At 73.6% G+C, this 26,543-nt stretch carries 21 protein-coding genes; 6 read left to right on the forward strand and 15 right to left on the reverse strand.

The features are described from left to right. Positions 1-3: 3 nt before the first annotated feature. From ACFOWE_RS00360 to ACFOWE_RS00390, 7 genes are read right to left on the reverse strand one after another with little or no spacing between them, the layout of a single operon-like run. Positions 4-279, reverse strand: a complete 276-nt coding sequence (locus tag ACFOWE_RS00360; RefSeq protein WP_377284719.1) for an FCD domain-containing protein — start codon at positions 277-279, stop codon at positions 4-6. Then, positions 194-1,552, reverse strand: coding sequence for a cation:proton antiporter (locus tag ACFOWE_RS00365; protein ID WP_377284691.1), 1,359 nt, complete (start codon positions 1,550-1,552; stop codon positions 194-196). Before ACFOWE_RS00365 ends, ACFOWE_RS00360 begins: the two co-directional genes overlap by 86 nt. Then, the gene (locus ACFOWE_RS00370) at positions 1,549-4,431 is read right to left on the reverse strand and encodes an NHLP bacteriocin export ABC transporter permease/ATPase subunit (RefSeq protein WP_377284692.1); all 2,883 of its coding nucleotides are present in this window, start codon (positions 4,429-4,431) and stop codon (positions 1,549-1,551) included. Before ACFOWE_RS00370 ends, ACFOWE_RS00365 begins: the two co-directional genes overlap by 4 nt. After that, positions 4,428-6,668 carry an NHLP family bacteriocin export ABC transporter peptidase/permease/ATPase subunit gene (locus tag ACFOWE_RS00375; protein ID WP_377284693.1) on the reverse strand — a complete coding sequence of 747 codons (2,241 nt, stop codon included), beginning with the start codon at positions 6,666-6,668 and terminating at the stop codon, positions 4,428-4,430. Before ACFOWE_RS00375 ends, ACFOWE_RS00370 begins: the two co-directional genes overlap by 4 nt. Before the next feature lie 14 nt (positions 6,669-6,682). Then, positions 6,683-7,495, reverse strand: a complete 813-nt coding sequence (locus ACFOWE_RS00380; protein ID WP_377284694.1) for an HlyD family efflux transporter periplasmic adaptor subunit — start codon at positions 7,493-7,495, stop codon at positions 6,683-6,685. A 6-nt stretch (positions 7,496-7,501) separates the two neighbouring features. Beyond that, the gene (locus tag ACFOWE_RS00385; RefSeq protein ID WP_377284695.1) at positions 7,502-8,866 is read right to left on the reverse strand and encodes a SagB family peptide dehydrogenase; all 1,365 of its coding nucleotides are present in this window, start codon (positions 8,864-8,866) and stop codon (positions 7,502-7,504) included. A gap of 14 nt (positions 8,867-8,880) precedes the next feature. Next, the gene (locus tag ACFOWE_RS00390; protein ID WP_377284696.1) at positions 8,881-11,109 is read right to left on the reverse strand and encodes a TOMM precursor leader peptide-binding protein; all 2,229 of its coding nucleotides are present in this window, start codon (positions 11,107-11,109) and stop codon (positions 8,881-8,883) included. 303 nt (positions 11,110-11,412) lie between these two features. On the opposite strand from ACFOWE_RS00390, the gene ACFOWE_RS00395 reads away from it, so the two are divergent. Continuing rightward, entirely contained in the window at positions 11,413-13,851 is a 2,439-nt protein-coding gene (locus ACFOWE_RS00395) for an AAA family ATPase (protein ID WP_377284697.1), read from the forward strand. On the opposite strand, the gene ACFOWE_RS00400 is transcribed toward ACFOWE_RS00395, so the two are convergent. From ACFOWE_RS00400 to ACFOWE_RS00435, 8 genes are all read right to left on the reverse strand, one after another. Next, positions 13,852-15,267 carry an NAD(P)/FAD-dependent oxidoreductase gene (locus tag ACFOWE_RS00400; RefSeq protein ID WP_377284698.1) on the reverse strand — a complete coding sequence of 472 codons (1,416 nt, stop codon included), beginning with the start codon at positions 15,265-15,267 and terminating at the stop codon, positions 13,852-13,854. Between the two features lie 103 nt (positions 15,268-15,370). Next, on the reverse strand, positions 15,371-16,018 hold the full coding sequence (locus ACFOWE_RS00405) for a VOC family protein (protein ID WP_377284699.1): 648 nt from the start codon (positions 16,016-16,018) through the stop codon (positions 15,371-15,373). After that, positions 16,015-16,884, reverse strand: a complete 870-nt coding sequence (locus ACFOWE_RS00410; protein ID WP_377284700.1) for a hypothetical protein — start codon at positions 16,882-16,884, stop codon at positions 16,015-16,017. The genes ACFOWE_RS00405 and ACFOWE_RS00410 overlap by 4 nt, the downstream gene beginning before the upstream one ends. A 48-nt stretch (positions 16,885-16,932) precedes the next feature. Further along, positions 16,933-17,727, reverse strand: a complete 795-nt coding sequence (locus ACFOWE_RS00415; protein ID WP_377284701.1) for an alpha/beta fold hydrolase — start codon at positions 17,725-17,727, stop codon at positions 16,933-16,935. Continuing rightward, positions 17,724-18,635 carry a Rieske 2Fe-2S domain-containing protein gene (locus ACFOWE_RS00420; protein ID WP_377284702.1) on the reverse strand — a complete coding sequence of 304 codons (912 nt, stop codon included), beginning with the start codon at positions 18,633-18,635 and terminating at the stop codon, positions 17,724-17,726. Before ACFOWE_RS00420 ends, ACFOWE_RS00415 begins: the two co-directional genes overlap by 4 nt. Further along, positions 18,632-19,837, reverse strand: coding sequence for a flavin monoamine oxidase family protein (locus ACFOWE_RS00425; protein ID WP_377284703.1), 1,206 nt, complete (start codon positions 19,835-19,837; stop codon positions 18,632-18,634). The genes ACFOWE_RS00420 and ACFOWE_RS00425 overlap by 4 nt, the downstream gene beginning before the upstream one ends. Continuing rightward, positions 19,827-21,017: a cytochrome P450 gene (locus tag ACFOWE_RS00430; protein ID WP_377284704.1), complete on the reverse strand. Its 1,191-nt coding sequence runs from the start codon at positions 21,015-21,017 to the stop codon at positions 19,827-19,829. Before ACFOWE_RS00430 ends, ACFOWE_RS00425 begins: the two co-directional genes overlap by 11 nt. Positions 21,018-21,344: 327 nt before the next feature. Next, on the reverse strand, positions 21,345-21,713 hold the full coding sequence (locus ACFOWE_RS00435; RefSeq protein ID WP_377284705.1) for a hypothetical protein: 369 nt from the start codon (positions 21,711-21,713) through the stop codon (positions 21,345-21,347). A 251-nt stretch (positions 21,714-21,964) separates the two neighbouring features. Here ACFOWE_RS00435 and ACFOWE_RS00440 point away from each other — a divergent pair, with 251 nt between their 5' ends. From ACFOWE_RS00440 to ACFOWE_RS00460, 5 genes are all read left to right on the forward strand, one after another. Continuing rightward, positions 21,965-23,278: a cytochrome P450 gene (locus ACFOWE_RS00440; protein ID WP_377284706.1), complete on the forward strand. Its 1,314-nt coding sequence runs from the start codon at positions 21,965-21,967 to the stop codon at positions 23,276-23,278. Beyond that, positions 23,275-24,153, forward strand: a complete 879-nt coding sequence (locus ACFOWE_RS00445; RefSeq protein WP_377284707.1) for a class I SAM-dependent methyltransferase — start codon at positions 23,275-23,277, stop codon at positions 24,151-24,153. Before ACFOWE_RS00440 ends, ACFOWE_RS00445 begins: the two co-directional genes overlap by 4 nt. Next, entirely contained in the window at positions 24,150-24,335 is a 186-nt protein-coding gene (locus ACFOWE_RS00450) for a hypothetical protein (RefSeq protein ID WP_377284708.1), read from the forward strand. The genes ACFOWE_RS00445 and ACFOWE_RS00450 overlap by 4 nt, the downstream gene beginning before the upstream one ends. 210 nt (positions 24,336-24,545) lie before the next feature. Beyond that, complete coding sequence (locus ACFOWE_RS00455; protein ID WP_377284709.1) at positions 24,546-25,424, forward strand: ABC transporter ATP-binding protein; 879 nt, start codon at positions 24,546-24,548, stop codon at positions 25,422-25,424. After that, entirely contained in the window at positions 25,424-26,278 is an 855-nt protein-coding gene (locus ACFOWE_RS00460; RefSeq protein ID WP_377284710.1) for an ABC transporter permease, read from the forward strand. Before ACFOWE_RS00455 ends, ACFOWE_RS00460 begins: the two co-directional genes overlap by 1 nt. The last annotated feature ends 265 nt before the right edge of the window (positions 26,279-26,543 follow it).

Raw genomic sequence — 26,543 nt, forward strand, 5'->3', positions numbered from 1 at the left:
CGGCTACGGCTGCGGGACTCGGACCCCCGCGAGCGCCACCACTCCGGCGTCGGACTTCCCCGCCCGGGAGATCTGGACGATGACGTCGCTCAGGTGCTCGCGCATGGCCGCCTCCGCCGCCGCGGGGTCCCGCGCCACGATCGCGTCGACGATCTTCTCGTGCTGCACCAGGGAGACGCCGGCCCGGCCGTCCTCAGGCCGCCCGGATCCGCCCCTCCTCCTCCCGTGCCCTCTCCTCCGCGGTCTGCCGGATCCGGGCCACGGCGACGCGCAGGACAGGCGGGGCCATCAGGGAGGTCACGATCGCGACCAGCACCACGATCGTGTACGCCTCACCGCTCAGGATGCCCAAGCGCAGACCGGTCATCGCCACGACGATCTCGATCACCCCGCGGGCGTTGAGGCCGGCGCCGACGGAGACCGCCTCCCAGCGGCCGAGACCGCTCAGCCTGGCTCCGGCGTAGGCCCCCAGGAACTTCCCGGCGACCGCGGCGGCCAGTACGGCCAGCGCCGACAGCAGCACGGCGGGCCGGGCCAGCGCGGTCAGGTCGATCCGCAGGCCCGCGGTGGCGAAGAAGATCGGCGAGAGGACCGACAGCACGATCGTGTTCACCGGGGCGAGCCCGGCCCGGCCGGCCTCTCCCGAAGAGCAGATCAACAGGCCGCAGACGAACGCGCCGAGCACCGCCTCCAGGTCCAGCGCGTGGGTCCCCGCCGCGGCCAGCAGGATCAGGACCACCACGGTCGCCGCGCGCGGCCCGGGGTCCTGCGGCCCGCCGGCCAGCCGCAGCGCCCCGCGCACGAGCGGGCGGCCGACCGTGAGCGCGAAGACCGCCACCGCGAGCAGCCGGAGCAGTGCCGCCGGTACGGTGCCGGCCGTCACCGCACCGGCGGCCATGGCACTGACGATCGACAGCATGAACCAGCCGAAGGCGTCGTCGATCATCCCCGCGATCAGCAGGAGCTGCCCCACGTCGCGGTGGAGCAGCCTCATGTCCAGCAGCGTCTTGGCGATCACCGGTATCGCGCTGACGCACAGCGACGTCCCGAGGAACAGTGCGAAGACGAGGGGGTCGGTGCCCTCCCCGGCCAGCGAGCGGGGGAGCAGGAGACCGGCGCCGATCCCCAGGCCGAGGGGCACGATCAGGCCGCCCGCGCTGACCCCCGCCGCCGCGGCACCGCGGCGGCGGATCAGTCCCGTGTCCATGTGGGCCCCGGTGAGCCCGACCAGCAGCAGGACGCCGATCGACCCGACGGCGTCCAGGAGGTGGAGCTGCCCGGGATCGGGGGGAAAAAGCCAGGCGTGCAGACCGGGTGCCAGGCGCGCGAGGAAGGACGGCCCCAGTATCACGCCGACGAGCAGTTCTCCGACGACGGTGGGCATTCCGAAACGCATGGCCAGGCGGCCCAGCAGCAGTGCCAGGGCGAGCAGCAGGCCGACCTGGAGCAGGAAGACGAGCAGGCTGTGCGCGGCGATCGGCCCCGCCTGGCCTCCCGGAACGCCGGAGGTGACTCCCAGGACGAGCGGCGGGCCGCGGAACGCACCCGTCACGAGAGCTGTCGGGCGGCCAGCCGGGCGAAGAGCCCGTCGGGTACGGCCAGCAGCTCGTCGTGGGTGCCCTGCTGGACGATCCGCCCCTGGTCCATGACCACGATGCGGTCGGCGTCCACCACGGTGGAGAGCCGGTGGGCGATCACCACCCGGGTGGCGTTGAGCCGGCGGGTGCTCTCGGCGACCAGGCTCTGCGTGGGGTTGTCCAGCGCGCTGGTGGCCTCGTCGAAGAAGACGATCCGGGGCCGCGCGACCAGCGAACGGGCGATCATGAGGCGCTGCCGCTGGCCGCCCGAGAGTGTGCTGGTCCCCTCGGAGAGCACGGTGTGCATGCCCATCGGCATGGCCCTGATGTCGTCGGCGAGTCCGGCCATCTCGGCCGCCGCCCAGGCGTCGTCCACGGTGTGCGCGCCGTTGCCGACGATGTTGGCCTGGATGCTGCCGGCTTGCAGCGAGCCGTTCTGGAGCACCACCCCGCACTGGCGGCGGACGGCGGACACGTCGAGTTCCGCGAGGTCCTGGCCGTCGTAGAGGACGCTGCCGGACACCGGGGTCTCGAACCCGAGCAGCAGCCGCAGCAGCGTGGACTTGCCGCTGCCCGAGGGGCCGACCAGGGCCACGAACTCACCGGGCTCGATCGCCAGGGTGACGTCGTCGAGGGTGAGCGGTCCGTCGTGGCCGTAGCTGAACGACACGTGGCTGAGCGCGAGCCGTCCGGACAGGTCTCCGGGGTCGGCCTTGGTGCCGTCGGTCTCGGACCGGGCCTCCAGGATCGGCTTGATCTTCTCCAGCATCGGCACGACGCCCATGGCGGTGACGGCCGCGGCGGTGAACTGGAGGCTGGAGGCCAGCAGCAGGTTGAGCGCGGTGAAGAACGGCAGGAACGTGGCGATCGTGATCTGGCCGCCCAGCGGACCCGACACCAGCGCGAACACGACCGCCGTGCAGACCAGCGGGAACCCGGCGTTGAACGTGGTGACCGCGTTCTGCACCCGGCGGGCCGCGGCGGTCAGCGAGCGGCCCCTGGTGGCCTCGCGGGTCCACTCGGCGAACGCCCGCTCCTCCGCCGCCGCCGCCCGCAGTTTCGGCATCGCGGTGAGCATCTGGAAGACCCGGGCCGACATGGTCTGCTCCTGCTCGTAGGCCTGCCGCTGCCAGCGGAGCTGCGACCGCCCGGCGAGGACGGCGAACCCGGCCCCGATGAGCGTCAGCGCCGTGGCGACCAGGGCCAGGCGCACGTCGTAGAAGTAGACCAGGACCAGGTTGGCCGAGCCGGTGAGCAGCCCCAGCGCGGCCGTGGTCAGCATGCCGGAGAGCACCTCCTGCGCCGAGCTGATGCCGAGCACGGTGGTCCCCAGCTCGCCCGTGGAGTAGCGGGCGAAGAATCCGGCGGGCAGGGAGAGCAGCCGGGTCCACAGGCCCGACTGCATGACCGAGGCGGACCGGCTCTCGATCCGGAGCACCGCGATGTTCTGCACCACCGACAGCGCCGCGATCGCCAGCCCCGAGCCGATCACCACCAGGGAGCCCTGCACGATGAGGTCCCGTTCGGCCCGGACCGTGAACACGCCGAGCACCTTGCCCGTCATGACCGGGACGAGCAGCCCGAGCAGGGCGACCAGCACGCCCATGACGGCGAAACGGACCAGGTCGCGGCGGTTGCCGTCACCGAAGAGCCCGAAGCTCAGCAGGGCTCCGACGGTCCTGACCGAGGCGGGCAGCGACCGGTACAGCACGTGTGCCCGGTCCTGCAGGCCGCGGGCGACGGCCTCGGTGACCGGACTGACCTGGCCGTCGTCCACCATGACGTAACCGCGCCCCAGCGTCAGCAGCGCCACGGGGCGGCCCGCCGTGGTGGCGCCCACCATGGGCCCCAGGTCCTTCGTCCACCACCGGCCGTCCAGCCGGACGACCCGGGTCCGTACGCCGGAGGCCAGCGCGATCGCCTCCAGGTCGTACACCGGGCGGCCCTGGCCGCCGCGCCGCGCCGGCGGCCGGACCTCGAAGCCCTGGTGCGCCGCGACCAGCCGGGCGGCGGCCAGCGCGGGCGGGTCGGCGGCCACGTCGGCCAGCCGTACCTGGACCTCGGTGTCCCGCAGCACGGCGTCGAAGCTCCGGGCGGCCTGCGCCAGCACGGTGCGGTCGCGGTCGCGGAGGTCGGCCAGGGCGGCGCGCTCGTCCTCGCGCCGCCGCTCGATGCGTCCGTCGACGGTGGCCAGCAGGCGGGCGGCGTGGGCGGTCAGAAGCTCGCCGAGCCCTCCTTCGTCGAAGACCGCGCGGAGCGAACGGCTCCGCAGACGGGCCTGTCCGAGGGCGACCAGCCACTCCCGCTCGGTCAGGCAGAGGTCGCCGCCGGCGCCGACGGCCGGGCAGCCGCCGTCGCCGATCTCCACCTCGCCCGTCTCGACGCGCACGCAGCGCACCCCGTCGACCGACCGCACGGTGCGGCCCGCGTCCAGGTCGACCGTCCCCTCGGTGGGCAGCGGGACGAACTGGCGCGGCGGCAGCGAGCCGGGCAGCGCCCGGCCCAGCAGTTCGATGCCGCGGCCGAGCCCGTTCACCAGCCAGTCGGCGGCCTCGGAGGACAGACCGCGCAGCGCGGCGGTCCCGACGCGGGACAGCACGGTGCCGGGCACGGGACGGGCCACGATCACGTGCTCCGGCCCGGTCGGCGCGCCGCAGGCCAGCACCATGCCCGCGCCGGCCCGGCCCAGGAAGTTCCAGCGTCCCTCCAGCGCACCGCGTTTTTTCCGGACCGCGAACAGGTCGACCGCGCCGGCCTCGACCAGCAGCATCCAGCTCGGGTCGTCGAGGGTCGTGAAGCGCTCGGTGCCGAGGTCCAGCGCGACGGCGACCCCGGCGAGCACGGCGGCGCTCACGTCCCGTCCCCGGTGGTGAACAGCCGCGTGTAGACGCCGCCCGCGGCGAGCAGTTCCTCGTGGGTGCCGCGCTCGGCGACCCGGCCGCGCTCCAGGACGATGATCTCGTCCGCGTCCCGGACGGTGGACAGCCGGTGGGCCATCAGCAGGCAGGCGCAGCCGCGGCGGCGCAGGTTGTCCATGATGACGCGCTCCGTCTCCGGGTCCAGGGCGCTGGTGGCCTCGTCGAGCACCAGCAGGGTCGGCTGGGCGGCCAGGGCGCGGGCGAGTTCGAGCCGCTGCCGCTGGCCGCCGCTGAAGTTCCGGCCGTCCTCGCGCACGAACGAGTTGATCCCTCCGGCGCGGGCCAGCACGGTGTCGAAGACCGCGGCGTCGCGCAGCGCGGCGAGCACGACCTCGTCCGGGACGGCCTCGTCCCACAGCGTCAGGTTGTCGCGTACGGTCCCGGCGAACAGCGCGATGTCCTGGTCGACGTAGGCCATCGAGGCGGCGAGCATGGTACGCGGGATCTCGTCCAGCGGATGGCCGTCCAGCAGGATCCGGCCGGAGCGCGGCTCGTACAGGCCGGTCAGCAGGCGGCCCAGGGTGGACTTGCCGCTGCCCGAGCCGCCCACGACCGCGATCCGGCTGCCCGGGGTCACGGTCAGCGAAAGGTCCTCGATGACCGGGTCGGACAGCGGGCCGTACCCGAAGGTGACGTCCCGCAGTTCGAGGCGGCCCTCCAGGCGGGTGCCGGGTCCCGCGTCGCCGCCGACGCGCTCGAAGCAGCGGGCGGCCGGGTACCGCTCCACGTCGTGGATGCGTTTGAGGTCGGCGGTGAGGTCCTGCAGGCGGCTGCCGAGGTTGGTGAGCTGAGTGACCGGTCTGCTGAGGGCGGCCAGCAGGGTCTGGAAGGAGACCAGGATGCCGATGCTGAGCGCGCCCTCCACCACCCGCAGCCCGCCGATCAGCAGCATCAGACCGGTGTTCACGGTGGCCAGCAGGGGCGGGACGGCGACCAGCACCGCGGTGGGCACGCCGAGCCGCTGCCTGGCCGAGACGACCTTGGCCAGGAACCCTGCCCAGCGGGTGAAGGCGTAGGGCTCCGCGCCGGTGGCCTTGACCGACTCGATCATGCTGAGCGTGGCGAAGGTGGTGCCGGTGAGGTTGCCGCTGTCGGTGCGGAGCGTGGTGACCGCGTCCTTGCGCACCCGGGACACCCAGTGCAGCACCAGCATGTTCAGCGCCGCCATGCCGATGCCGACGACGCCGAGCAGCACGTCGTAGCGGATCAGCAGCGCCGCGTAGAACACCACCAGCACCAGGTTGATCACGGTGAGGGCGAGGTCGCGGGAGAGGATCTCGGCCACGGTGTCGTTCGTGGAGACCCGCTTGGCGACCTCGGCGGGGCGGCGCTGCAGGAAGAACTCGATGGGCAGGCGGAGCAGGTGGCGGAAGAAGCGGGCGGAGCCGACCAGCCCGATCCTGATCTCCAGCCTCAGCAGGTAGTACTGCTGCACGGAGGTCAGCACGAAGACGGCCAGCGCGGTGAGCGCCATGACGGCCAGCAGCCACGGCAGCAGGTCCGGTGAGCCGCCGCCCAGTATCCGGTCGATGAAGACCCGGTAGTACGCGGGCCCCGCGATGCCGGGGATCACCAGCAGCGCGCTGGCCAGCAGCACCAGCGGCAGGGCCCGCCCGGACGGCAGCCGCCACTTGAGCAGCGCGGGCACCAGCCTGGTGCGCTCGCCGCCGGGCGTGAAGCCGGGGCCCGGCTCGAACGTCAGCATGATCCCGGTGAAGCCGGAGTCGAACTCCGACCACTCCATCAGCCGCGGCCCGCTCGCCGGGTCGTTGACCGCGACCACCGTCCGGCCGAACCTGGTCAGGACCCCCTCGACCACCATGAAGTGCTGGAAGGCCCAGAAGATGATCACAGGCCCGGGCTGCTCGAACAGGTGCTCGGCCTCGACCTGGAAGCCCTTGGCGACCAGTCCGTAGGAGCGGGCCGCGGTGATCATCGAGGACGCCTTGGCCCCGTCCCTGGACACCCCGCACCTGCGGCGCAGCTCCTCCAGCGGCACGTGCCTGCCGTGGTAGGCCAGGATCATCGCCAGCGCGGCGGCACCGCACTCGACCGACTCCATCTGGATCACGGTCGGCACCCGGTGGCGGCGCCCTCCGCGGCGGCGCCGGGCCCGCGGCCGCCGCTCCGCCGGCGCGGGCCCGGGGGGCCGCGCGGTCGTCGTCTTCGTCATCGGCGAGGCTCCTCTCAGCGCCCGAGCACCAGGTCGAACGGCGTCTGCTCGCGCAGGTGGATGGAGGCCGAGACGGTCACCTGGGAGTCGAGCTGCACGGGCGGTCCCTGCGCGGTCGACCAGGCGTACCCCGACCGGGAGTCCGCGTCGGGGATCAGGTCCACGATGACCATCAGGGGAGCCTGGACGGTGGCGTACCTCCGGGCGGCGAGCTGACCGCCCACCAGGCCGGCCAGCGCCTCCTCGGTCAGCGGGTAGCGGCCGACCGAGGTGACCCGGCCGCGCAGCAGCCCGAAGGCCGCGGCGGGCGCGGTGGACACCGACAGGTCGACCGGGCGGCCGGGAGCGATCCACGCCGCCCGGTCGGCGGGCACGAACACCATGGCGACCAGGCGGTCGCCCGGGATGTCGGTCCGCTCGACCGTGGCGACCGTGCCGCCGATGGCGACGACCTGGCCGTCGCTGACCGTGGTGCCGACCACCTGACCGGTGAACGGGCTGTCCACCGTCCGGGTCCTGCCCTCGGCGTCCAGCAGCTCCGCGACGGGCTGCCCGACGATCACCCGGTCGCCGGGCCGTACCAGGACGCGGCGGGTCAGGCCGGTGTAGTGGCTCTGGATGAGAGCCGTGCCCCCCGGGTGGGTGAGGACGCCGGGCGCGGTGACCGAGATGCGCAGCTGGCCGACGAAGGACCAGACCAGCACGCCCGCCATCATGATCATCACGACGAAGACCGCGATCCAGCCTCGGGGGGTGGCCAGCAGGGTGGGCGAGTCCAGCTCGTCGGGCTCGCGCATCCGCTGCAGCGCCTGGTAACGGAACTTCATCGCGGCCTATCCGTCCGTCCGGGGCCGGGAGCCGAGCACGAGCTCTCCGACGGTGCCTTCCACGAGCGGGTCGCGGCCCGAGGCCGCGGCGAAGGCCGCGGCGTCCCCGCCGCCCAGGCCGCACAGGGCCAGGCCCATCGCGGTGGCCACCAGGTAGAGGGTCTGGTAGAGCACGCCCACGTGCTTGAGCACCAGCGGGTAGGCGACGGTCTCGTACTTCCACATCACCCGGCCGAACCGGGCCGTGACCAGGAGCACCACCTGCGGGTCGGCGGCCAGCATGGCGGCGCTCCGGGCCTCGGCGACCAACCTCTCGGTGGCCTTCCCCGGCTCGGCGACGAGCTCCAGCTCGTGCCGGTCCGTCGCGTAGTGCCACAACCCCGCGGGCAGCCCCTCGCACGCCGTCACCAGCGGGTAGACCTCCAGCTCGTGCACGGCCCCGCCGCTCGGGTACGGCCGGTCGGCCAGCTCCTGGCCGTCGCCTCCCGTCATGGTCGCGCGCCTGCGCAGACTCCGGTAGAGCAGCTCGCCGAGCTGGGCGAGGGTGATCGGCGCCCCGGTGTCGTGGGCGCGGACCGAGCGGCGCCGCTCGATCACCTCGGTGAGCGGCGGGTCGGCGGCCGCGATCGCGTCCAGGTCGGGCACCGGCAGCTCGACCACGGTGGCGCCGGAGGGCGGCGGGGAGACCGGTTCCGGGGGGAAGCGGTCGCCGGTGGGATGGGTCCCGCCGTATCCGGGGGCCGCGGCGGGGGTGCGGGTGCGGGCGTGGAAGGCCAGGTCGGCCGGGTGCCACTGCGCGTAGGAGCGCTCGGACGCCTCCAGGTCCCGGTCCGGGCCGCCCGGCGCCAGCAGCCCGGCCGTGGCCAGCAGCCGCAGCACCGGGGCGGGGGTCGCCGTGCCCCAGTCCGCCAGCTCGCCGAGCAGCCCGGCGGCCTGGGGCAGCAGCTCGACGGCGAGGTGGTTGCCGGGCGCCCTGAGCGTCAGGACGCCGTCCGCCGCCCGCGCCTCGGCGAAGCGGGACAACCGGACGGGACCGGACGGGACCGGCGCCGGGAGGATCGGGCCCCGGCCGACCGGATAGAGCCTGACCGCGACGGCGCCGTCCGCCCGCACGGCGTGTTCGAGCATCCCGGAGAGGTTCAGCCGGCGCGCCAGCAGGTGCCAGCGGAGCAGCCCGGCCTCGCCGTCCGCCGCGGTCACCGCGGCGGCCAGGGCGCTCTCGTCGTGGTCGCCGTCGGCCAGCAGCTTCACGGCCGCGCTCTGGCCCGGTGACAGGTTCGCCAGGTCGAGGGCGGCCGTGGCCGTCCGGACGCGCTCACCGGTGAACGACGCGTCCCGGCGCAGCCGGGAGACGATGGTGGGGTGGTTCATGGGGGCCGTCCGTCTCAGAAGAACACGTTCCAGGAGTTGATCTCCTCCTGGGGTGTGGGCCGGTCGAGCCAGCCGAGCCGTACCGGCGCGTCGTAGAGGCGGCCGGGGGCCAGGCGGCGCCAGAAGTGCCTCAGGCCCGGCGCCATCACCTTGACGACGTTCAGGTCCAGGTCGGGACGGGTCTGGTCCAGGACGATCACCTCGGAACCGGCCGCCCCGATCGCGGCCACGCATCCGCGCACGCACTCGGCGAGGTCAGTGGAGGCGGACGGGCCGACGGTGACCGGCTGAAGGTCCGGGTGGGGCGACAGCCAGGGCTCCCGGTCGAGCTTGGCGCCCCTGCACCAGCCGAGCATCTCCGGATCGTCCATGAGGTAGACCGTCTCGCCCCGTTCGTCGCGCTGTTCCACGCTGGGCAGGAACTGGTTGAGCTCGGTGAGCGCGCGGAACGCCGCGATGCGCGAGTCCGGGTGCGCGCCGAAGCCGACCATGATGTCCTCCACCGCGTGGCGGCGGCGGGAGACCGCGGCGTACACCGGCATGCCGATGTCGGTGGTGAGGTCGAGCATCCACAGGTCGCGGTCCATGGACGCGTAGAAGCTCCGCAACCGGTCCACGTACGGGTCGTCCAGCGAGTCGAGGTCGAAGGCGGGCCGGCGCACCCGGTTGTACCACCACAGGGCCACGGAGTCGCGCTCGACCAGCTCGCACAACCCCTGCAGGATCGCCTCCTCCAGGGTGTTGCCGGCCGCGCTGCCGTTGGAGTCGGCGACGCAGAAGAAGTGGCCGTTCAGGTCGGGGTGGCCGTACCAGGCGTAGGCGGCGGGGACCAGCCGCTCCTCGTCGCGGGTCAGCGACCAGGCGCGCGACCAGTCGAACGGCACGGTCTCGTCGAACGGGTCCGGCACCTGCTGCAGCCGGTGCGCCGGGTCGGCGTTCCACTCCTTGCGGCCGGCCCGCTGCTCGTCGGAGAAGAGCAGCAACCGGTCGGGGTGGACGGCCGCGGCCGGGTCCAGGTCGGCGTAGGCGGCCCGGACGACCGGCTCACCGCCCCGCCACACCGCCGAGTACCGTTCGATCGCCTCGCAGAGCGCGCTGACCTTCGCCTGGATCTCCGAGCGGCCCTTGCCTCCGCTCTGCCCGCGCAGGTTGCGGCGGAGCAGGTCCATGCTGTCGTTGACCATGGCGAAGTTGTGGCCGGCGACGTAGCTGTAGGTCAGGCCGCCCGCCTCGGCGCCGAGGGGGACCAGCTTGGTGATCGCTCCCAGGTGGGGGCTGATGTGCCGCTCCAGCCGCTCGAAGGTCGCCTGCGGCGGGTCGACCCGGTAGCCGCCGTCGGTGGTGTGGGCGGCCCGCCTCGCGGTGAGCACGATCTTCGGGTCGCGTTCGGACGGCGTGCCGCACGACGGGCACTGCGGCTGGCGCACCAGCGGGTGCCGGGTGGTCTCCAGCGTGCCCAGGTCGAGGGTGACCATCTGGCCGCAGAGCGCACCCGGCTCGCCGGTCGCCACGATCCTGGCGGCCTCGGCCGCCAGCATCCCGGCCAGCGCCACGGGGCCCGCCGCGATCCCCGCGCGTGCCGGGTGGTACGGCACCCGCCCGCCCCGTTTCCCGGCCAGGTAGCGCTCCAGCTGGCGGTTTCCGGCCAGCCGCTGCGCCAGGCACGACCAGCAGCCCGTGTGGTCGGGGCGGAGGAAGGGGCCGAGCCACGGGCTGACGCCGCCCGGCCGAGCCAGGAGCCAGGGCAGCCCGGCCGCCAGCTGCAGCGCGTTGCGGTGCTCGAGGGCCGGGTCGAGGTAGTCGTCCACGAGCACGACCGACAGCCCCTCTGCGGGGATCTCGTCGATCGCGCCGGTGCGCGTGTTCAGCCCGAGCCCGGCCAGGGCGTCCGTGACCGGGGTGGCGTCCACGCCCTCGGCGGCCGAGACCGTGACCGGTGTTCCCTTCGTGACGGCCGCCGGGTCGACGTCCAGCGCGTCCCAGTAGGCGAGTACCGCCTCCGGCAGGTCCGGCCGGTCCTCCGCGAGGTGTCCGGCCGCCTCGTAGCGGCGCAGGGTGGTCAGCACCGTGGTGAACGGCACGCTCCCGGCCAGCTCCTGGATTATCTCGCTCACGGTCCTGCGGCCGTCGAGGTGGGGGAGCACCGCCACGGCGGCCTTCCCCGGAACCAGGAAATCCTTTCCCTCCGCGAACAGGAAGACCTTGGACCCATCCACGACATCGACATGGAAATGGGCTTTCAAGCGCGGCTTCTCCACCAAGTCCCACCTTTTTCCACAAGGTCCCCGAATCATCTTCATTGCGGATTCAAACACGGGACGGGCCGGTGAGTGAATGCGTAAAAAATCGTACGCATCATCCGGCGGATACTTATGCGGCCTACGTGTCCGCCGCGGCCCTCCTAGGTATCCACGCCTCCCGCATCCCCTGTGCCGCAGGGGATCCGGTCGCGCGGCGCGCCGGCGGGAGCCCGGATCCGGCCCGCGCCGGAATACCCGCGCGGAGCCCGTTGAGATCCCCACCCGAATAGTGGGACCATGACCCATATGCCCCCTTTGCTGCACCGGGACAGGGAACTCGCCGTCTTCAAGGACGCCATCGACGGACTCCGGATCGGCCGCCCGACCATCGCGGCGATTCTGGGAAGAAACGGAATGGGAAAGAGCGCCCTGCTCGGCGCGATAACGGAGATGCTGCCCCCGCGCAGCGTGGTGCTGCGCGCCCGCTGCCATCCGAGCGAGAGCCATTTCGCCTACGGCGTCGTCCGCCAGCTCTTCGACCCGGTGCTGTCCGCCGGAGGGCGGCCCCGCGGCCAGTTCGACCGGGCCTCCACCGGTGACGGCACGGCCAGTCACGACCTCCTGCTGAGCCTGTTCGACATCACCCGCGACCTGATCACCCAGCAGCCCGCGGTCATCGTGATCGACGACCTGCCCTTCGCCGACACGCCGTCACTGCGCTGGTTCTCCTCCCTCGCGCGCCGCCTGGACGACCTGCCCGTCATGATGGTCGCCACGCTGTCCGCCGACGCCCCCGCCGGTCTGGTCGCGGAACTGGGCGGCCTGCCGTACGCGCGCCTCACCCAGCTCAGGCCGCTCTGCGCCACCTGCACCGGCGACTTCGTCGCGCAGGAGCTGGGCGCGCCGCCCGACGTGGAGCTGGCCTCGTTCTGCCACACGTTGTCGCAGGGGAACCCGCTCGTGCTCCGCGAGCTGACCAGCCGGATGCGGCACGAACGGGTCAGTCCGGGCGCGCCCGACCCCGACCAGGTGCTGGAGATCGGCACGGCGACCCTGTCCGACACCGTGCTCGAGTGGCTGCGGGAGCACGACCCCGTCGCCTTCGAGCTGCTGACCCAGCTCGCCGTCATGGGCTCCAACACCGACCCCACGGTGGCGGCGATGCTCTCGGGCCAGGGCGAGCTGCAGGTCCAGCAGGCCCGCCGGACCCTGGCGCAGGAGGGCCTCGTCACCGCGGGGACCCCCGTGCGGTTCCGCCACGCGGTCTTCCGCGCGGCGGCGCTGTCGCGCATCGGCACCGACGCCCGGATCGACCTGCACGAGCGGGGAGCCGCGCTCCTGGCCAGGCTGGGTGCGCCGGCCACGCAGACCGCCGAGCACCTGATGCTCACCGTCTCCGGCTGGGGGGTCCCGGTGCTGCGCACGGCTGCCACCGAGGCGTCCACGGCCCGGCAGTACGGCGACGCGACCCGCTACCTGCGCCGCGCGCTCGCCTGCTCCGACGATCCCGCCGTCATCCACGAGCTGATGTCGCAACTGGCCGCGGTCGAGCTCCACCACGACCTCGACGCGTGCGCCCGGCACGCCGACGCGCTGGTCACCGCGGCTCCGGACCCGGCCCGGCTGGCCGGTCCGCTGCTGGGCCTGGCCAGCCCCGCCCTGGTCGCCGGCGCGGTGGGGGCCAGGCCGTTCGTCACCGTGGTGCAGGAGCTGGCCGCGGCGCCGGACCCGCCGAGGGAGCCGCTGCTCCGGCTGACCGCGCAGGTCCTGCTCTGGGGCCATCGCGCGGGGCTGCGCAGGTCGGTGCGGACGGCCGCGGCGAACCCCGCGGACGGCCCGGCCCGGGAGTTCTCCGGCGCGCTGGCCGCGATGGCCGCCGCGGGCGGGCGGTATCCGCGCACCGCCCGGCGGCTGGCGGCGCGCGCCGTGCTCGGGCCCTCCTCCCCGGACCGGCCCGCCGGGGCCGGCCTGGTGGGCGCCGCGCTGGCGTTCGCCTGGACGGGGGACCCGGAGGAGGCGCTGGCCGTGTGCGCCCGGATCGTCGAGGAGGCCCGCGCCTGGGACCAGCCGGAGCTGGCCGTGCTCGGTCTGCTCATCCGGTCCGACATCGGCCAGCGGCGGGGCGACGCGGCCGCCGGCCTGCGTGACGCGCTCGACGCGCGGGCCAGGGCCGAGGCGATCGGCGCGTGGATGCTGGCCGCGGCGGCCCGCGCCTGCGGCGCGCGCGCCCTGGTCGCCCTGGAGCGTACGGAGGAGGCCGCGGCGCTGCTGAGCCAGTCCACGGTCCCGGCCAACGCCCATCCTCTGATCAAAAGCCTGGCCCTGGAGGCCCAGGGGCTGGTCGCCGCGGCGGACGGCGACCACGCCACCGCGCTGAACCTGTTCCTCGACTGCGGCCACCGGCTCTCGGCCCGCGGCGTCACCAACCCCGCCTGCCTGCCCTGGCGCACGCACGCCGCCAGGGCGTACACCGCGCTGGGCGAGCACGCCGCGGCCCGCACGATCGTCAGCGAGCCGCCCGTGACGCGGGACCGCGCGCCGGACGAGCGGCAGCCGCAGGGGCAGTCCCTCCTCACCCCCGCCGAGCTGCGGGTCGTCGAGCTCGTACGGCAGGGCATGAGCAGCCAGGAGGTCGCCGAACGGCTCTGCCTGAGCAAGCGCACCATCGACACGCACCTGGGCCGCATCTACCGCAAGCTCGGCATCCGAGGGCGGCACCAGCTGGCCGCCGCCCTCGGACATTGATCAGCGGGTGGGCGCCGGCGCGGCGGCCCGCGCTATCCCCAGGCGCGGCGCGGTGACCAGATACAGCCCGCTGGTCGCGTCGTAGAGGTCGTTGAGGCCCATCCGCACGGGGATCGGCTGGTCGGCGGCACCGGCGGCCACCTCGGCGGCCAGCACCTTGGCGTCCAGCGGGGCCGTACCGCCGACGCGGGTGGCGTCGTCCAGGTCGGTCAGGCCCGAGGTGAGCGAGGCGAAGGCGGCGTCCGGGGGAGCCTCCTCGCTGCGGCTGCGCCTCCTCATCAGCTCCGGGTACTGGCCTCTGGCCAGGCGCTGCGCCAGCCAGAAGTAGCTGGCCTTGCCCCGGTACTGCTCGTAGAACCCGGCGACCATGGAGAACAGGCGGCCGTAGGCGTTGCGGTAGAGCGACTCGTAGAACGCCAGCGCCTCGTGCTCGGCGACCTCCCCCTCCCGCGTGGAGAGGATCGACGCGGCGGCCAGCATGCCGCTGTACATCGCCAGGTGCACGCCGGTGGACAGCAGCGGATCGAGGAAGCAGGCGGAGTCGCCGGCCATGAAGTACCCGGGGCCGCAGAAGCCGTCGGCCGAGTAGGAGAAGTCCTGCTCGACGCGGACCTTGCCCTGGAAGCCGCCGCCCGCCACCAGTTCCGCCACCGTCTCCGACTCCCCGACCAGGGTCGGGAGCATCTCCTCCAGCGAGGAGAACTCGCTCCTGCGGGCCAGGAAGTTGTCCTGGTGGGTGACGAAGCCCACGCTGTGCACGCCGCCGCTGAGCGGGATGACCCAGTACCAGCCGTCGGGGGAGGAGATCACGTTGATGCCGCCCCGGGGGGTGCCGGGCAGCAGGGAGCCCCCCTGGTAGTAGCCCCAGACGGCCACGTTGCGGAAGACGTCGTGCTGGCGCCGGTTGCGGAAGTGCCGGGCCAGCACGCCGGCCCGGCCGGAGGCGTCCACCACGGATCCGGCCGCCGTCTCCCGTGTGCGCCCGCCGTGCGTCCACTCCACGCCGACGGCTCGGTCGCCGTCGAAGAGGACCCTCTTCGCCTGGGCGCCGTGGACCACCTCGACGCCCTGCTCGGCGGCGTGCTTGAGCATGACGTCGTCGAAGTCCGCCCGGTCCACCTGCCAGGCGCGCACCTCGTCGCCGAAGAGGTCGGGCCAGTTGATCGTCCAGTCGCGCTCCGCGCCCCAGCGCAGCAGCAGGCCCTCCTTGACGACGTAGCCCCGGGACTCGATCTTCTCCCGGGCGCCGACCAGGTCGATGATGGCCCGGCAGGAGGAGGAGATCGACTCCCCGACGTGGTAACGGGGGAAGGAGTCCCGCTCCAGGAGCAGGACCCGGGCGCCCGCCCGGGCGAGCAGGGCCGAGGAGACGGCTCCCCCCGGCCCCCCGCCTATCACCACTACGTCAGGCGCCATGGAATGCCCCTCCCACGAGATAACGGTCGACAGCAGAATTCTCTCAAGGAGGGATCAATACTGTTAATAAGTATTTATGCTGATAAAAGTACGTAATTAGGGATTAATTGGCTTCGACGAGACCGAATACCGCACCCAGCGGATCGGCGAGCAGACCGCCGTCCAGCAGGCGGGCGCCGGCCGCCAGGGCCGCGGCGACGTCCGGGGCCGCACCCGCGGCCGTGTCCGCAACGGTGCCCGGGGCGGCCCCGGCTCCGGCTCCGGCTCCGGCTCCGGCTCCGAAGAAGGGCACCCAGCCGGTCCTGGACGAGGAACGGATCACCAGGGGCGCGTCACCGCACAGGCCCCGGTAGAACTCCTCGGCCGCGTCCCGGCGGGCGGTGTGCAGCTCGCACGCGCACAGGGCGCCGGGCTCGTCCACCAGGACCACGCCCTCGTCCCTGCCCCCCTCCCAGAAGCCCACCGCCGCGCCCGACGGGTCGGCGGCCAGGCACAGGCGGCCGTCCCCGCCCGCGGGCACCGGGCCCATGACCATGCGGCCGCCCAGGCGCCGGACCTCCGCCCGCGTGCGGTCGAGGTCCTTGGAGGCCAGGTAGACGTTCCAGGACGAGCCGGAGGCCAAGCCCATGGGAGCACGGCCGAGGCCGCCGACGATCTCCCCGCGCAGGGTGATCAGGTGGTGGCCCCGGTCGCCCTCCCGGGTGAACTCCCATCCGAAGAGCGCTCCGTAGAACTCCTTCGCACCGGTCACATCGACGGTGATGTGATCAACCCAGCACGGTGTTCCGGGGCCGTACGCGGTCCGCCGGGGCATGAGGTCTCCTTGAGTTCGTCGTCGATGAGCGCCGCCGCCTCCTCCGCCCCGCCGAGCTCCGGCACGAGCAGCCGGTAGCGGCGCGCCTCGGCCAGTTCCGCGGCGGCCGGCGGCCACGCGTGCGGCTGGAACTCCCAGGACTCCAGCGCGCAGCGGTCGTCTTCTCCCTGGCAGAGCCTGACCAGCGTGGGCGGGGCGAGCCGGGCGGCGATCGGGACGGGCGGGCCGAGCCGCTCGGGGCGGACCAGGAGGGACTCCCCCGACAACGTCGACCGGGTCCGCCACCAGGGGCTCTCCGGTTCCGGCCCGACCAGGCCGCCGGTGACGGCCGACTCGATGGCCGCCCCGCGCAGATCCAGCGGGGTGTGGAAGGGGAGCGTGTGCCCGGTGTCCCGGTCGACCACGAGGAACTGCCCCGCCACGGGCCGCCAGGAGCGCCCGGCCAGCGCGGCCGCCACGTCGGCGCAGGGCGAGCAGGCGCTGCCGATGAGCGCGACCGTCACGTCGTCCCTGGCCATGACGACGGCACGCACCACCAGGAAACGGCTGTCGAGCACGGCGAGGGGAGGAACCGGCGGCGGCATGGTGCTCCACCCCCGGAACAGGCGGCGCTGCAACAGCATCCCGTCCGGACGCTGGACCAGCACCTCCCCGCTCGCGGACCCGTCGGAGACCAGCTTCACGAGCAGCTGAGGCTCGCCCTCCTCCACCAGGTGGGAGCCGAACAGGAACGCCAGCTCGGGCAGGTCGAGCTGCGCCAGAACGGCGACGGTCATCCCGAAGAACTCCAGCAGCAGGGGCAACCATCTCCCCCTTCCGGTCGTCCCGGCCGGGACATCATGATGATCATGTCAAACGCTGTCTACTCTCTCAGATAACGCTAATCCATCAAATAGTGCATTAACTGACATTTCGGGATGTTCCAGCAGTGGAAGGTGTCCGGAGTTGGGAATCGTCCATATTCGACACTTATTTACCACTCGGTGCAACGTTCGAGCGTTGTCCACAAATGTCGGCATGTCCGAATCTCCGATGACCACCGTCGTCCTGGCGCCGATCCGGGCCAGGTCCTCCGGCGGATGCCGGTGCGCGGTGAGCGCGGCCATCGCCCCGGTGTCCAGCTCGGCCCAGGAGTGCCCGCCGATCACCGTCCGCAGCCGGGCCAGCAGCTCGGGATGGGCCGCGGCGCCGCGGAAGATGTCCGGCGGGGAGGCCATCCACAGCCCGGTCATCTGCTCTCCCGTGCCGCCCGCCCGGCGCAGCGTCATCAGCTCGATGTACCGCCGCCGGGCCGCCGGATCGGGTGGCGCACCGCCCAGCGTCGGCGCCGCGAGCACCAGGTGCCGCACCGTCTCGGGCGCCTCCAGCGCCATCTGCAGCGCGACGCAGGACCCGAAGGAGAGTCCGACGACCCGCTCCGCCCCCTCGGCCGCGGCCAGCCCGGCCAGCCTCGCGGCCAGGGCGGGGAGCGTCGTGCCCGGCCGCAGCGGTTCGGAGCCGCCGTGGCCGGGAAGGTCCACGCCGATGTGCCGCCATCCCGGCAGCAGCCTCCACAGCGGTTCCCACAGCGTGGAGTCCATGGTGTAGCCGTGCACCCACAGCACCGCCGGCCCCGACCCCGACTCGACGACGCGCAGCCCCTTCACGGCAGCTCCCGGAAGCTCTCGCAGAACCTGCGGTAGGCCACGACGGCCGCGTCCCTGCGGTCGAAGCGGGAGGGCGCCCGCGGGTTCAGCCGCTCCCAGATCGCCGCGTCCTCGTCCAGGGCGCGGTGGCTGCCGTAGATGAGCGTCGGCAGCTCCTCCCGCTGGTCCGGGCGGACCCCGATCGCCACCCGCGCCATGCTCCCGCCCCTCTCGCGCGGCACGGCGCTGGTGACGATGAGCTGCTCGCGCCCCTCCGGGCCGAACCGGGTGGCGACCACACCGGGGCTGTAGGCGCGGGCCAGGAACCCCGACCGGACGACCCGCGGCCCGGAGGTGCTCCCCCGCGGGGGACCCATGAGGAACTCGCCGTCGATGACCAGCTCGCCGTCCTCCCCGTCCCGGTGCTCCATCCCCCGCACCCGGGGGACCTTGTGCACCTCGGCGAAGTGGTCCACGTCGAAGGCGTTCTCCACGACCAGCGCGGGATCGGCGTCCAGCGGCTTGACCACGGCCGCCGCGAGCGGGTGCGTCCCGCCCATCTCCTTGATGGCCCGGGTGAACCCCCGGTCGTCGCCCTCCGGCCCGTCCGAGAGCCGGACGAACACAGCCTCGCCGGAGACGATCACATGGTGCTCGCGCACCGACAGCCGCTTGGCGGTGTCGCCCAGCGCGATCCTCCGCCCGTGGAACGGGCAGACGATGCAGTCGCCCGACAGCCGCCCGCCGTACCCGAGATGCGCGCCCCGGTGGGGGCAGTCGGCGTCGAAGACCCGGATCCCGGCCTCGCCCCGCACAGCCACCAGCCGGCGGGTCCCGATCTCCAGGGGGGTCACCTCCGCCTCCAGTTCGGAGGTGAAGGCCGGCAGGTGCCAGCCGGAGTGCGGCACCCGCGGTGTCGGTGAGGTCATCGGCCCATCGCCTCCAGTATCCGGCCGGCGGTTTCCGTCCCGCTGGCGATCGCGCTCTGCACCCACGGCGGCCGCGTCCCCGCGGCCGTGGCCTCCCCGGCGAAGAAGAGCGTCCGCGCGACCGGCTCGGCCCAGCGCGCGGGAGCGTCCTCGGCGCCGAGCCGCGGCGCGGTGAACGCGCCCCCGCTCCACGGGTCGGCCCCCCAGTCGGCGACCTCCGTACCGGTCACCCGGGCCCGCGCGGTCCAGGGCAGGGCCACCGCGAGCAGTGCGGACAGGCCGGGGCCGGTGGCGGCCCGCACGCAGGCGGCCGCCGCGTCCTTGGCCACGACCAGCACCTCGGGACGCCCCTCGCGGCAGCTCACGAAGCCGCTGGCCCCGTCCGCGTCGAACACCGACGCGGTCTCCGGCGCGGGGACGGACATGGTCGCCACGACGCAGCAGCCGTCCCCCGGCACCAGGTCCGCGGCGGCCCGGCGCTTGTCCCCGGGGAGGTCCTCGATGGCGAGCGCGCCCCGGGCCACCACCGCGGGCGGCACGGTCACGACCACCCGCTCCGCCTCCAGGGTCCCGGCGGGCGTGTGCGCGCGCACCCGCCCCGGCGACCAGTCGAGCGCCCGGACGGGGCGGCCGGTGTGCACCTCGAGGCCCCGGGCCAGCCGCCGCGGCAGCAGGTCGAACCCGCCGCAGACGACGAACTCGCCCCGCCCGGCGGTGTCGTCCCGCTGGGCCGCGGCCACGCCGCGAGCGCTGAGCCGCTCGGGATCCGCGGCCCACGTCTGGCGGAACCACTCGCTCGCCACCGGGTACGGCCCGCCGTTCTCGCGGAGCCAGCCGTTCACCGAGACGCCCGCGGGGGCCCCTTCGGCGTTCAGCCTCGCCTCCAGCAGCCACGGCGGATGCGGCGTCCGGGCCAGCGTCCCCATGGGGCGGCCCACCCGTCCGCTGACCACCCGGGCCGCGGCCGGCCTCGGCGCGGTCTCGGTCCCCACGAGGGAGCGGGCGGGGTTCCGGTCGCCGTGGACGACCTGCGCGCCCAGCTCCAGCGAGGGCCCGCCGTCGGCCGGGCGGAACGTGCGGACGCGTCCGCCGATCCGCGGCCGGGCCTCCACCACCACGGCGCGCACCCCGGCGCCGGCCAGCCGGGAGGCGCAGGCCAGGCCGCTGACACCCGCGCCGATCACCAGGACCTCAGCGTCCATCCCCGCCTCCGAGGTTCACCGGCAGCGCGCGCAGCCTCCGGGGGACGAGCGTGGCGGCCCAGGAGGGCCGGGAGTCGGCCAGCGAGGCGGCCGGGAAGCGCTCGGCCAGCCTGGCCAGCAGCAGCGCCCCGGTCTGCCGGACGAGCTGGGCCCCCAGGCAGAAGTGCGGGCCCGCGCCGAAGGCCAGGTGCGGGTTGGGCGTGCGGTCGGGCACCAGCTCCCCCGGTCTCGCGAAGACGGCCGGATCCCGGTTGGCGGCGGCCAGGACCGCGAGGACCCGGGCGCCCTCGGGCACCTCTCCTCCGGGCAGCCGCACGTTCCGGAGCGCGACCCTGGCCGTGAACGGGATCGGCGCCTCCAGCCGGAGCAGTTCGTCCATCACCGTGCGCGCCGCCCCGTCCCCGCCCTCACGCAGCAGCGCGAGCACCCGCGGCCGCGGCAGCAGCCAGTACAGGGCGTTGCCGACCGTCTCGGCCAGCGGCCGCCACCCGCCCACCACGGCCAGCCCCAGCACTCCCAGCGTCTCCGGCCGGGTGAGCCGGTCGTCGGCGGCCAGCCGGGACAGCGGGCTCGGCCGCGCGACCGCGCAGTGCGCGTCCAGGAACCGGCTCAGCTCTCCCATGGCCGACCGGCCCAGGGCCGCGATCTGAGGGCCGGCCAGCGGATCGAGGTTGATCGAGGCCGCCTGGGCGAGCTGGGTGAAGGTCCTCCGGTCGCTCTCGGCCAGCCCGAACAGGCGCAGGAAGACGGAGGTGGCCAGCGGGCCGCCGATCTCCTCGACGGCGTCGACCACGGTCTCGCCCGCCAGCCGTTCGAGGAGGTCGTCCACGTCCCCGGCGATCTCGGCGGCCACCGAGGCGATCGCCGCGGGGCCCAGCAGCGACTGCCCCGGCGTGCGCAGCCGGGTGTGGTCGGGCGGGTCCGTGGTGAGCATCGACGGCGGCAGCTCCTCACCGCGCGCCCGCCCCCGCTGCCCGGCGGCGGCGGAGAAGGCGCGGTCGCGCAGTACCGCGGCGCAGTCGGCGTGACCGGTCACCAGCCACAGCCGCGCCATGGTGTCGTAGTGGACCGGGGCGTGGGAGCGCAGCCAGTCGTAGGCCGGGTAGGGGTCGAGGCGGCCCTGCGGGGAGAAGGGGTGGTCCAGGTGGGCGGGGAGCCGGAGCGGGACGGCCGTGGTCACGGGACGACCACCCCGGTCCGCGCCCGCCGTGCCCGCGGGTCCCCGGCCGGCGCCAGGCCGGGGGTCCGCGCGTCTCCGCCGGTCCGCCGCGCTCCCGCCGGCGTCCCGCCCGCCGGAGCCCCGCCCCTGCCGTCCGGCCCGCGCACCGCGAGCACTCCGCCGCGGTACGTCCTCGGGTCCGGACCGGCGGGCGCGGCGCGCCCTCCGTGACGCGTGTCCGGGCCGGGGACGGCGACCGGATCGTTTTCCGCGACGGCGGAGACCATGGACTGCTCCTCCAGGAGGGACGGGAACGGCACGGCGGCGGTGATCAGGTGCAGCGGGTGATCAGGTGCAGCAGCAGCAGGGGCAGCAGCAGTAGGTGCAGCCGGCCGCGACGTCGGACAGGTCGCCCTCGCTGAGCTCCGCGGCGTCGACCACCGGGGTCTCGGGGATGTGGAACTCGTAGCGGCCGGTGGCCAGACCGATCTCCCAGAGACCGACCTGGACGTCGATGTTGCCCTCCTCGTGGCCCTCGGGGATCTGCCGCACGATGACGATCTCGGCGTCCTCCGGCAGCGTCAGCCCGGACTCGGCCAGCGCGGCGCGCGGGTCGGAGTCCAGCCGGGCCGCGTAGGCCTCGTCCGACCAGGCGGTGACCAGGGTGCGGGTGTAGGCGTTGATGAATTCCGCCCGCTCCTGCGGTTCGAGCGCCATGCCAGTCTCCTTTTGTTCGTCCGCCGCTGCTCCCTGCACCGGCGGTCTGAACAGACTTTTACACGCCCCGCGAATTCCACCAAGACTTAAATTCCCGGCCGCCGGCGTAAGTATTGATACCTTCATCGACCTGGTGTTACATTGACAGCATTCCATGGCAGAGGATTACTCATCAATGGAAGTGAATACGTATATCCGGCACCCGTGAATACGTACGAGCAATACTTAGGCGCTGTTAATCGGAGGTGTCGGTGACGACCGTCAGTACGCAACCGCCCCCGGGGCCGCCCGGTCCCGTCGACATGGAGCGCATGCGCAGCGACCCGCTGGGGTTCGTCACCGGCCTGGCCCGCCGCTACGGGGACGTCACCGGCCACCGCGCGGACGGCGAGACCGTGTTCATGGTGCACCGCCCGGACCTCGCCCGGCACGTGCTCAAGGACAACGTCGGCAACTACACGAAGGTGGACACGCCCGACGACCACATGCTGCGCCCGCTGCTCGGGAACGGGCTGCTCACCAGCGACGGCGAGGAGTGGGCGCGGCAGCGCCGGCTGTGCGCGCCGGCCTTCCGCCGCAGCGCGGTCGCCTCCTTCGACCGCGTCATCACCGACGCGACCGCCGACCTGCTGGACCGCTGGCGCGCCGCCGGGAGCGGCTCCCCCCAGCCGGTCGACCACCAGCTCACCTCGCTGACCCTGTCGATCCTGACCCGCGCGGTGCTCGACGTGGACCTCGGCGCGGCGGGCGACGGGTTCGGCCGCGCGGTGGACGCGGTCAACCGCTTCATCGGCCACTACGTGCCCCACCCCGATCCGGACCCGGCGGACACGGCCCGGCGCAGGCGGGACTACGTACGCGCCCGCGCCCTCCTCGACATGATCACGCGTACGGTCATCGCCTCCCGCCGCGCCTCCTCCCCCGCCACCGGCACCCTGCTCGACACCATGCTCGGCGCCCTCGGCGACGCCGACCTGCGCGACCAGGTCCTGACCCTGATCATGGCCGGTCACGAGACCACCGCCAAGGCGCTGACCTGGACCTTCTACCTGCTGGACCGCCACCCGGCCGAGGCCGCGCGGATCCGCGCCGAGGTCGACCGCGTCCTGGGCTCCCGCCCGCCCACGGCCGCGGACCTCCCCGACCTGCCGCTGTGCCGCCGGGCCGTACAGGAGGCGATGCGCCTGTACCCGCCGGTCTGGCTGATCTCCCGCCGCGCGACCGGCCCCGATGAGCTCGACGGCCACCCGGTACGGCCCGGCACCCTCGTCTGCGTCAGCCAGTGGGTCCTCCACCGCGACCCCCGCTACTGGGACCGCCCGGACGAGTACGTACCCGACCGCTTCGACGGCGCCGACCTCCCGAGCCACCTGTACCTGCCGTTCGGCGGCGGCGAGCGCATCTGCATCGGGCAGCACCTGGCCATGGTGGAGGCGACGCTCGTGCTGGCGATGGTCTCCCAGTCGGTACGACTGGCGCTGGAGCCCGGTTTCCCCGTGGAGCCGGAGGCGCTGGTGACGCTCCGGCCGAGGTGTGGCATGCGCATGACCGTGAGTCCGCGATGAGCGCCGTCACCCCGCCGCCCGCGGCCCCGCGCCCGCACGCCGGTTCGTACGACCCCGCCACCACCACGGCGGGCGGGCTGGCGGGGGAACTGGCCCGGCTGGAGGCGCAGGCGGAGCTCTCCTTCGACGAGGAGCTGCGCGTCCTGCGCGGGCTGGGCCTGTCCTCCGCGGGCGGCCCGCTGGTCGAGATCGGCGCGGGCTCGGGGGCGGTCACCAGACGGCTGCGGCGGGCCCTGCCCGGCCTTCCGCTGGTCGCCGTGGACATCGACGGGGACCTCCTGGCCCACGCGCGGGGGGCGGGCGCCGAACTGGTCGTCGCGGACGCCGCCGAGCTGCCCATGGAAACGGCGAGCGCGGGGTACGTACTCCTCCGGTACGTCCTCCAGCACCTCCCCGACCCCGCCCCCGCCCTCGCCGAAGCCCGCAGGATCCTCCGTCCCGGTGGCCGCATCCTGGTCACGGAGGTGGACGCCTCCTGCTGGGGCCTGGCCGACCCCGTCCACCCGGAGCTCGCCGACGTCCACGCCAAGCTCGCAGCGGCCCAGCAGGCCGCCGGCGGCGACCGCGCGATCGGCCGCCGTCTCACCCGTCTCCTCCGCGGAGCCGGCTTCACGGAGGTGGCCCTGCACCCGTTCGCCACCACCAACGACACCCGTCCGACGGACGACTTCGCACCCCACCTCGGGCCGGGACGGCTCCAGCCGCTCCTGGCCGCCGGCGTGCTGTCGCTGCGGGAGTTCGCCCTCGCCGTCGACCGCTGGAACCGGTTCCGCGCGGATCCCGACGCCTGGGTGATGCTCCTCGGCCTCACCGCGGCCGGCACAGCCCCCCACACCGCCCCGCGGGGCGGCCGCACCACCGAAGGAGTCCGATGAACACCAATCTCAAGATCTTCATCACGATCTTCTGCTACATCAGCGGCGTGATGGGAGTGGTCACCGCCGTCCTCAACGCAAGCAGCACTCCCGCCGACACCACCACGGCCGTCATCGCGGGCGCGGTCGGCGTCGTCTTCCTGGTGGTGGGCGTGATTCTGAGCCGCAAGCCCCGTTATTGACCCCCGCTCTCCCGCCCCGGGACCCGCCGCGCCCCGGGGCGGGAGGGAATTGCCGGAAAGTCCTTGACGGGGCCGACGGCGGTGACTTTACTTCTGAAGGCCTCGGCGCCGCGCCGGAATCGAATTAATTCGAGGTAGTTCATGTCCGTAGTCGAACACGACAGTCCGGTGCACGTCCGTTCACTGGAAAAGAGATACGGTTCGACGCCGGTGGTCGACAAAGTGGATTTCGACGTCCTCCCCGGCGAGGTTTTCGCGCTTCTCGGGCCGAACGGCGCGGGCAAGACGACGACGGTCGAGATCCTGGAGGGGGTGCGGCGGCGGACCGGCGGGGACGTCCGGGTCCTGGGACGCGACCCCTCGGAGGACGCGCCCTCGTGGCGGGCGCGGATCGGCGTGGTGCCGCAGACGACCGGCGCCTACCTCGACCTCACGGTGCGCGAGGTCGTCGAGCACTTCGCCGCCTTCTACCCCGCGCCGCTGCCGGTCGCCCAGGTCATCGACATGGTGGGGCTCACGGCCCACCAGCGCAAGCAGGCCCAGCACCTCTCCGGCGGGCAGTTGCGCAGGCTGGACGTGGCCGTGGGCGTGGTCGGCGACCCCGACCTGATCTTCCTGGACGAGCCGACCACCGGCCTCGACCCGGCGGCCCGGCGGGAGGCGTGGGACCTGGTCCGGCACTTCGCCGACCGGGGCAAGACCACCGTCCTGACCACGCACTACCTGGACGAGGTGGAGGCGCTCGCGCAGCGGGCCGCGGTCATCGTCGCCGGGAGGATCGTGGAGACGGGACCGATCTCCGAGCTGGGGGGCAGGAAGACGGACCGGGCGACGATCTGCTTCTCCGCCTCGGGCCCGCTGGACGGGCTCCCGCTGCCGCCGCTCCCGCCCGGTTCGGAGGCGGGCGGCGACGGGCCGGACGCCGGGCAGGTGGTCGTGCACACCCACCATCCGACGGAGGTCATGGCCCTGCTGCTGCCCTGGGCGCGTGCGGCGGGGGTGCGGGAGCTCGAAGGACTGCGCATCCACCGGCCGACCCTCGAAGAGGTCTACCTCCAGCTCATCAAGAACCAGGAGAAGGGTGCGTGATGGCGGCGCAGGAGAGTGTGCTCGGCTCCGGGGTCGACGGCGCGGTGCGGGCCGCCGGACCGGGCATCTGGCGGTCGTCGCTCGCGCGCTCCAGCGTCGAGCTCAAGTCGTTCTTCCGCAACAAGCAGTCGCTGGTCTTCACCCTGGCCCTGCCGATCCTGCTGCTGCTCGTGTTCGGCTCCATCTTCTCCGGGACCGTCGAGGGGACGACCGTCGACTTCAAGCAGGTGTTCATCGCCGGGATCATCGCCAGCGGCGTGATGAGCGTCAGCTTCACCGGGCTGGCCATCAACATCGCCATCGAGCGGGACACCGGGATGATCCGCAGGCTGGCCTGCTCGCCGATGCCCAAGTCGGCCTACTTCACCGGGAAGATCACCCGGGTCGCGGTGACCGGCGTCATCGAGACGGCGATCCTCCTCGGGGTGGCACTGGCGTTCTTCGGCCTCCCCCTGCCCGGCACGGCCGCCAAGTGGCTCACCCTGCTCTGGGTGCTCCTCCTCGGAGCCGTGGCCTGCTCGCTGCTGGCGGTCGCCTTCACCGCGCTCATCCCCAACAGCCGCTCGGCCTCGGCGATCGTGACGCCGCCGTTCCTGGTCCTGCAGTTCATCTCCGGCGTCTTCTTCCCCTTCAACCAGCTCCCGCTGTGGATGCAGAACACCGCCGCGCTCTTCCCCCTGAAGTGGATGGCGCAGGGGCTGCGCTCGGTCTTCCTCCCCGAGGAGTTCGCACTCGTGGAGCCGGCGGGGACCTGGGAACTCGGGCGGGTCGCCCTGGTGCTCGGCGCCTGGTGCGTCGCGGGCCTGCTGCTGAGCGCCCTGACGTTCAGCTGGCGCGGTCCCAACGTCCAGTGAGGGCGTCCCGGGCGCCGCAGCGCGGAGCGGCCGGCGCACCGGGAGGCGTCCGCGCCCGGCCCGTTCCTCCTGTGCGGAGGCCGCCCGATCCCTTGTTCAGGAGTAGACTGGGAGGACCGGGGATTTTTCAGGCGTTGGTGTCCAGACCGGCGACGTCCGAGGACGCCGCCCCGCCGACGAGGTCGAACAGCGCCAGACGGCGCCGTGCCCGCCCGGGCGAACGACACGCCCGGGACGACGAGAACCACCGGACCAGCGGCCGCAC

Origin of the sequence: Planomonospora corallina, assembly GCF_042650625.1 — a bacterium.
GTDB classification, from domain to species: domain Bacteria; phylum Actinomycetota; class Actinomycetes; order Streptosporangiales; family Streptosporangiaceae; genus Planomonospora_B; species Planomonospora_B corallina.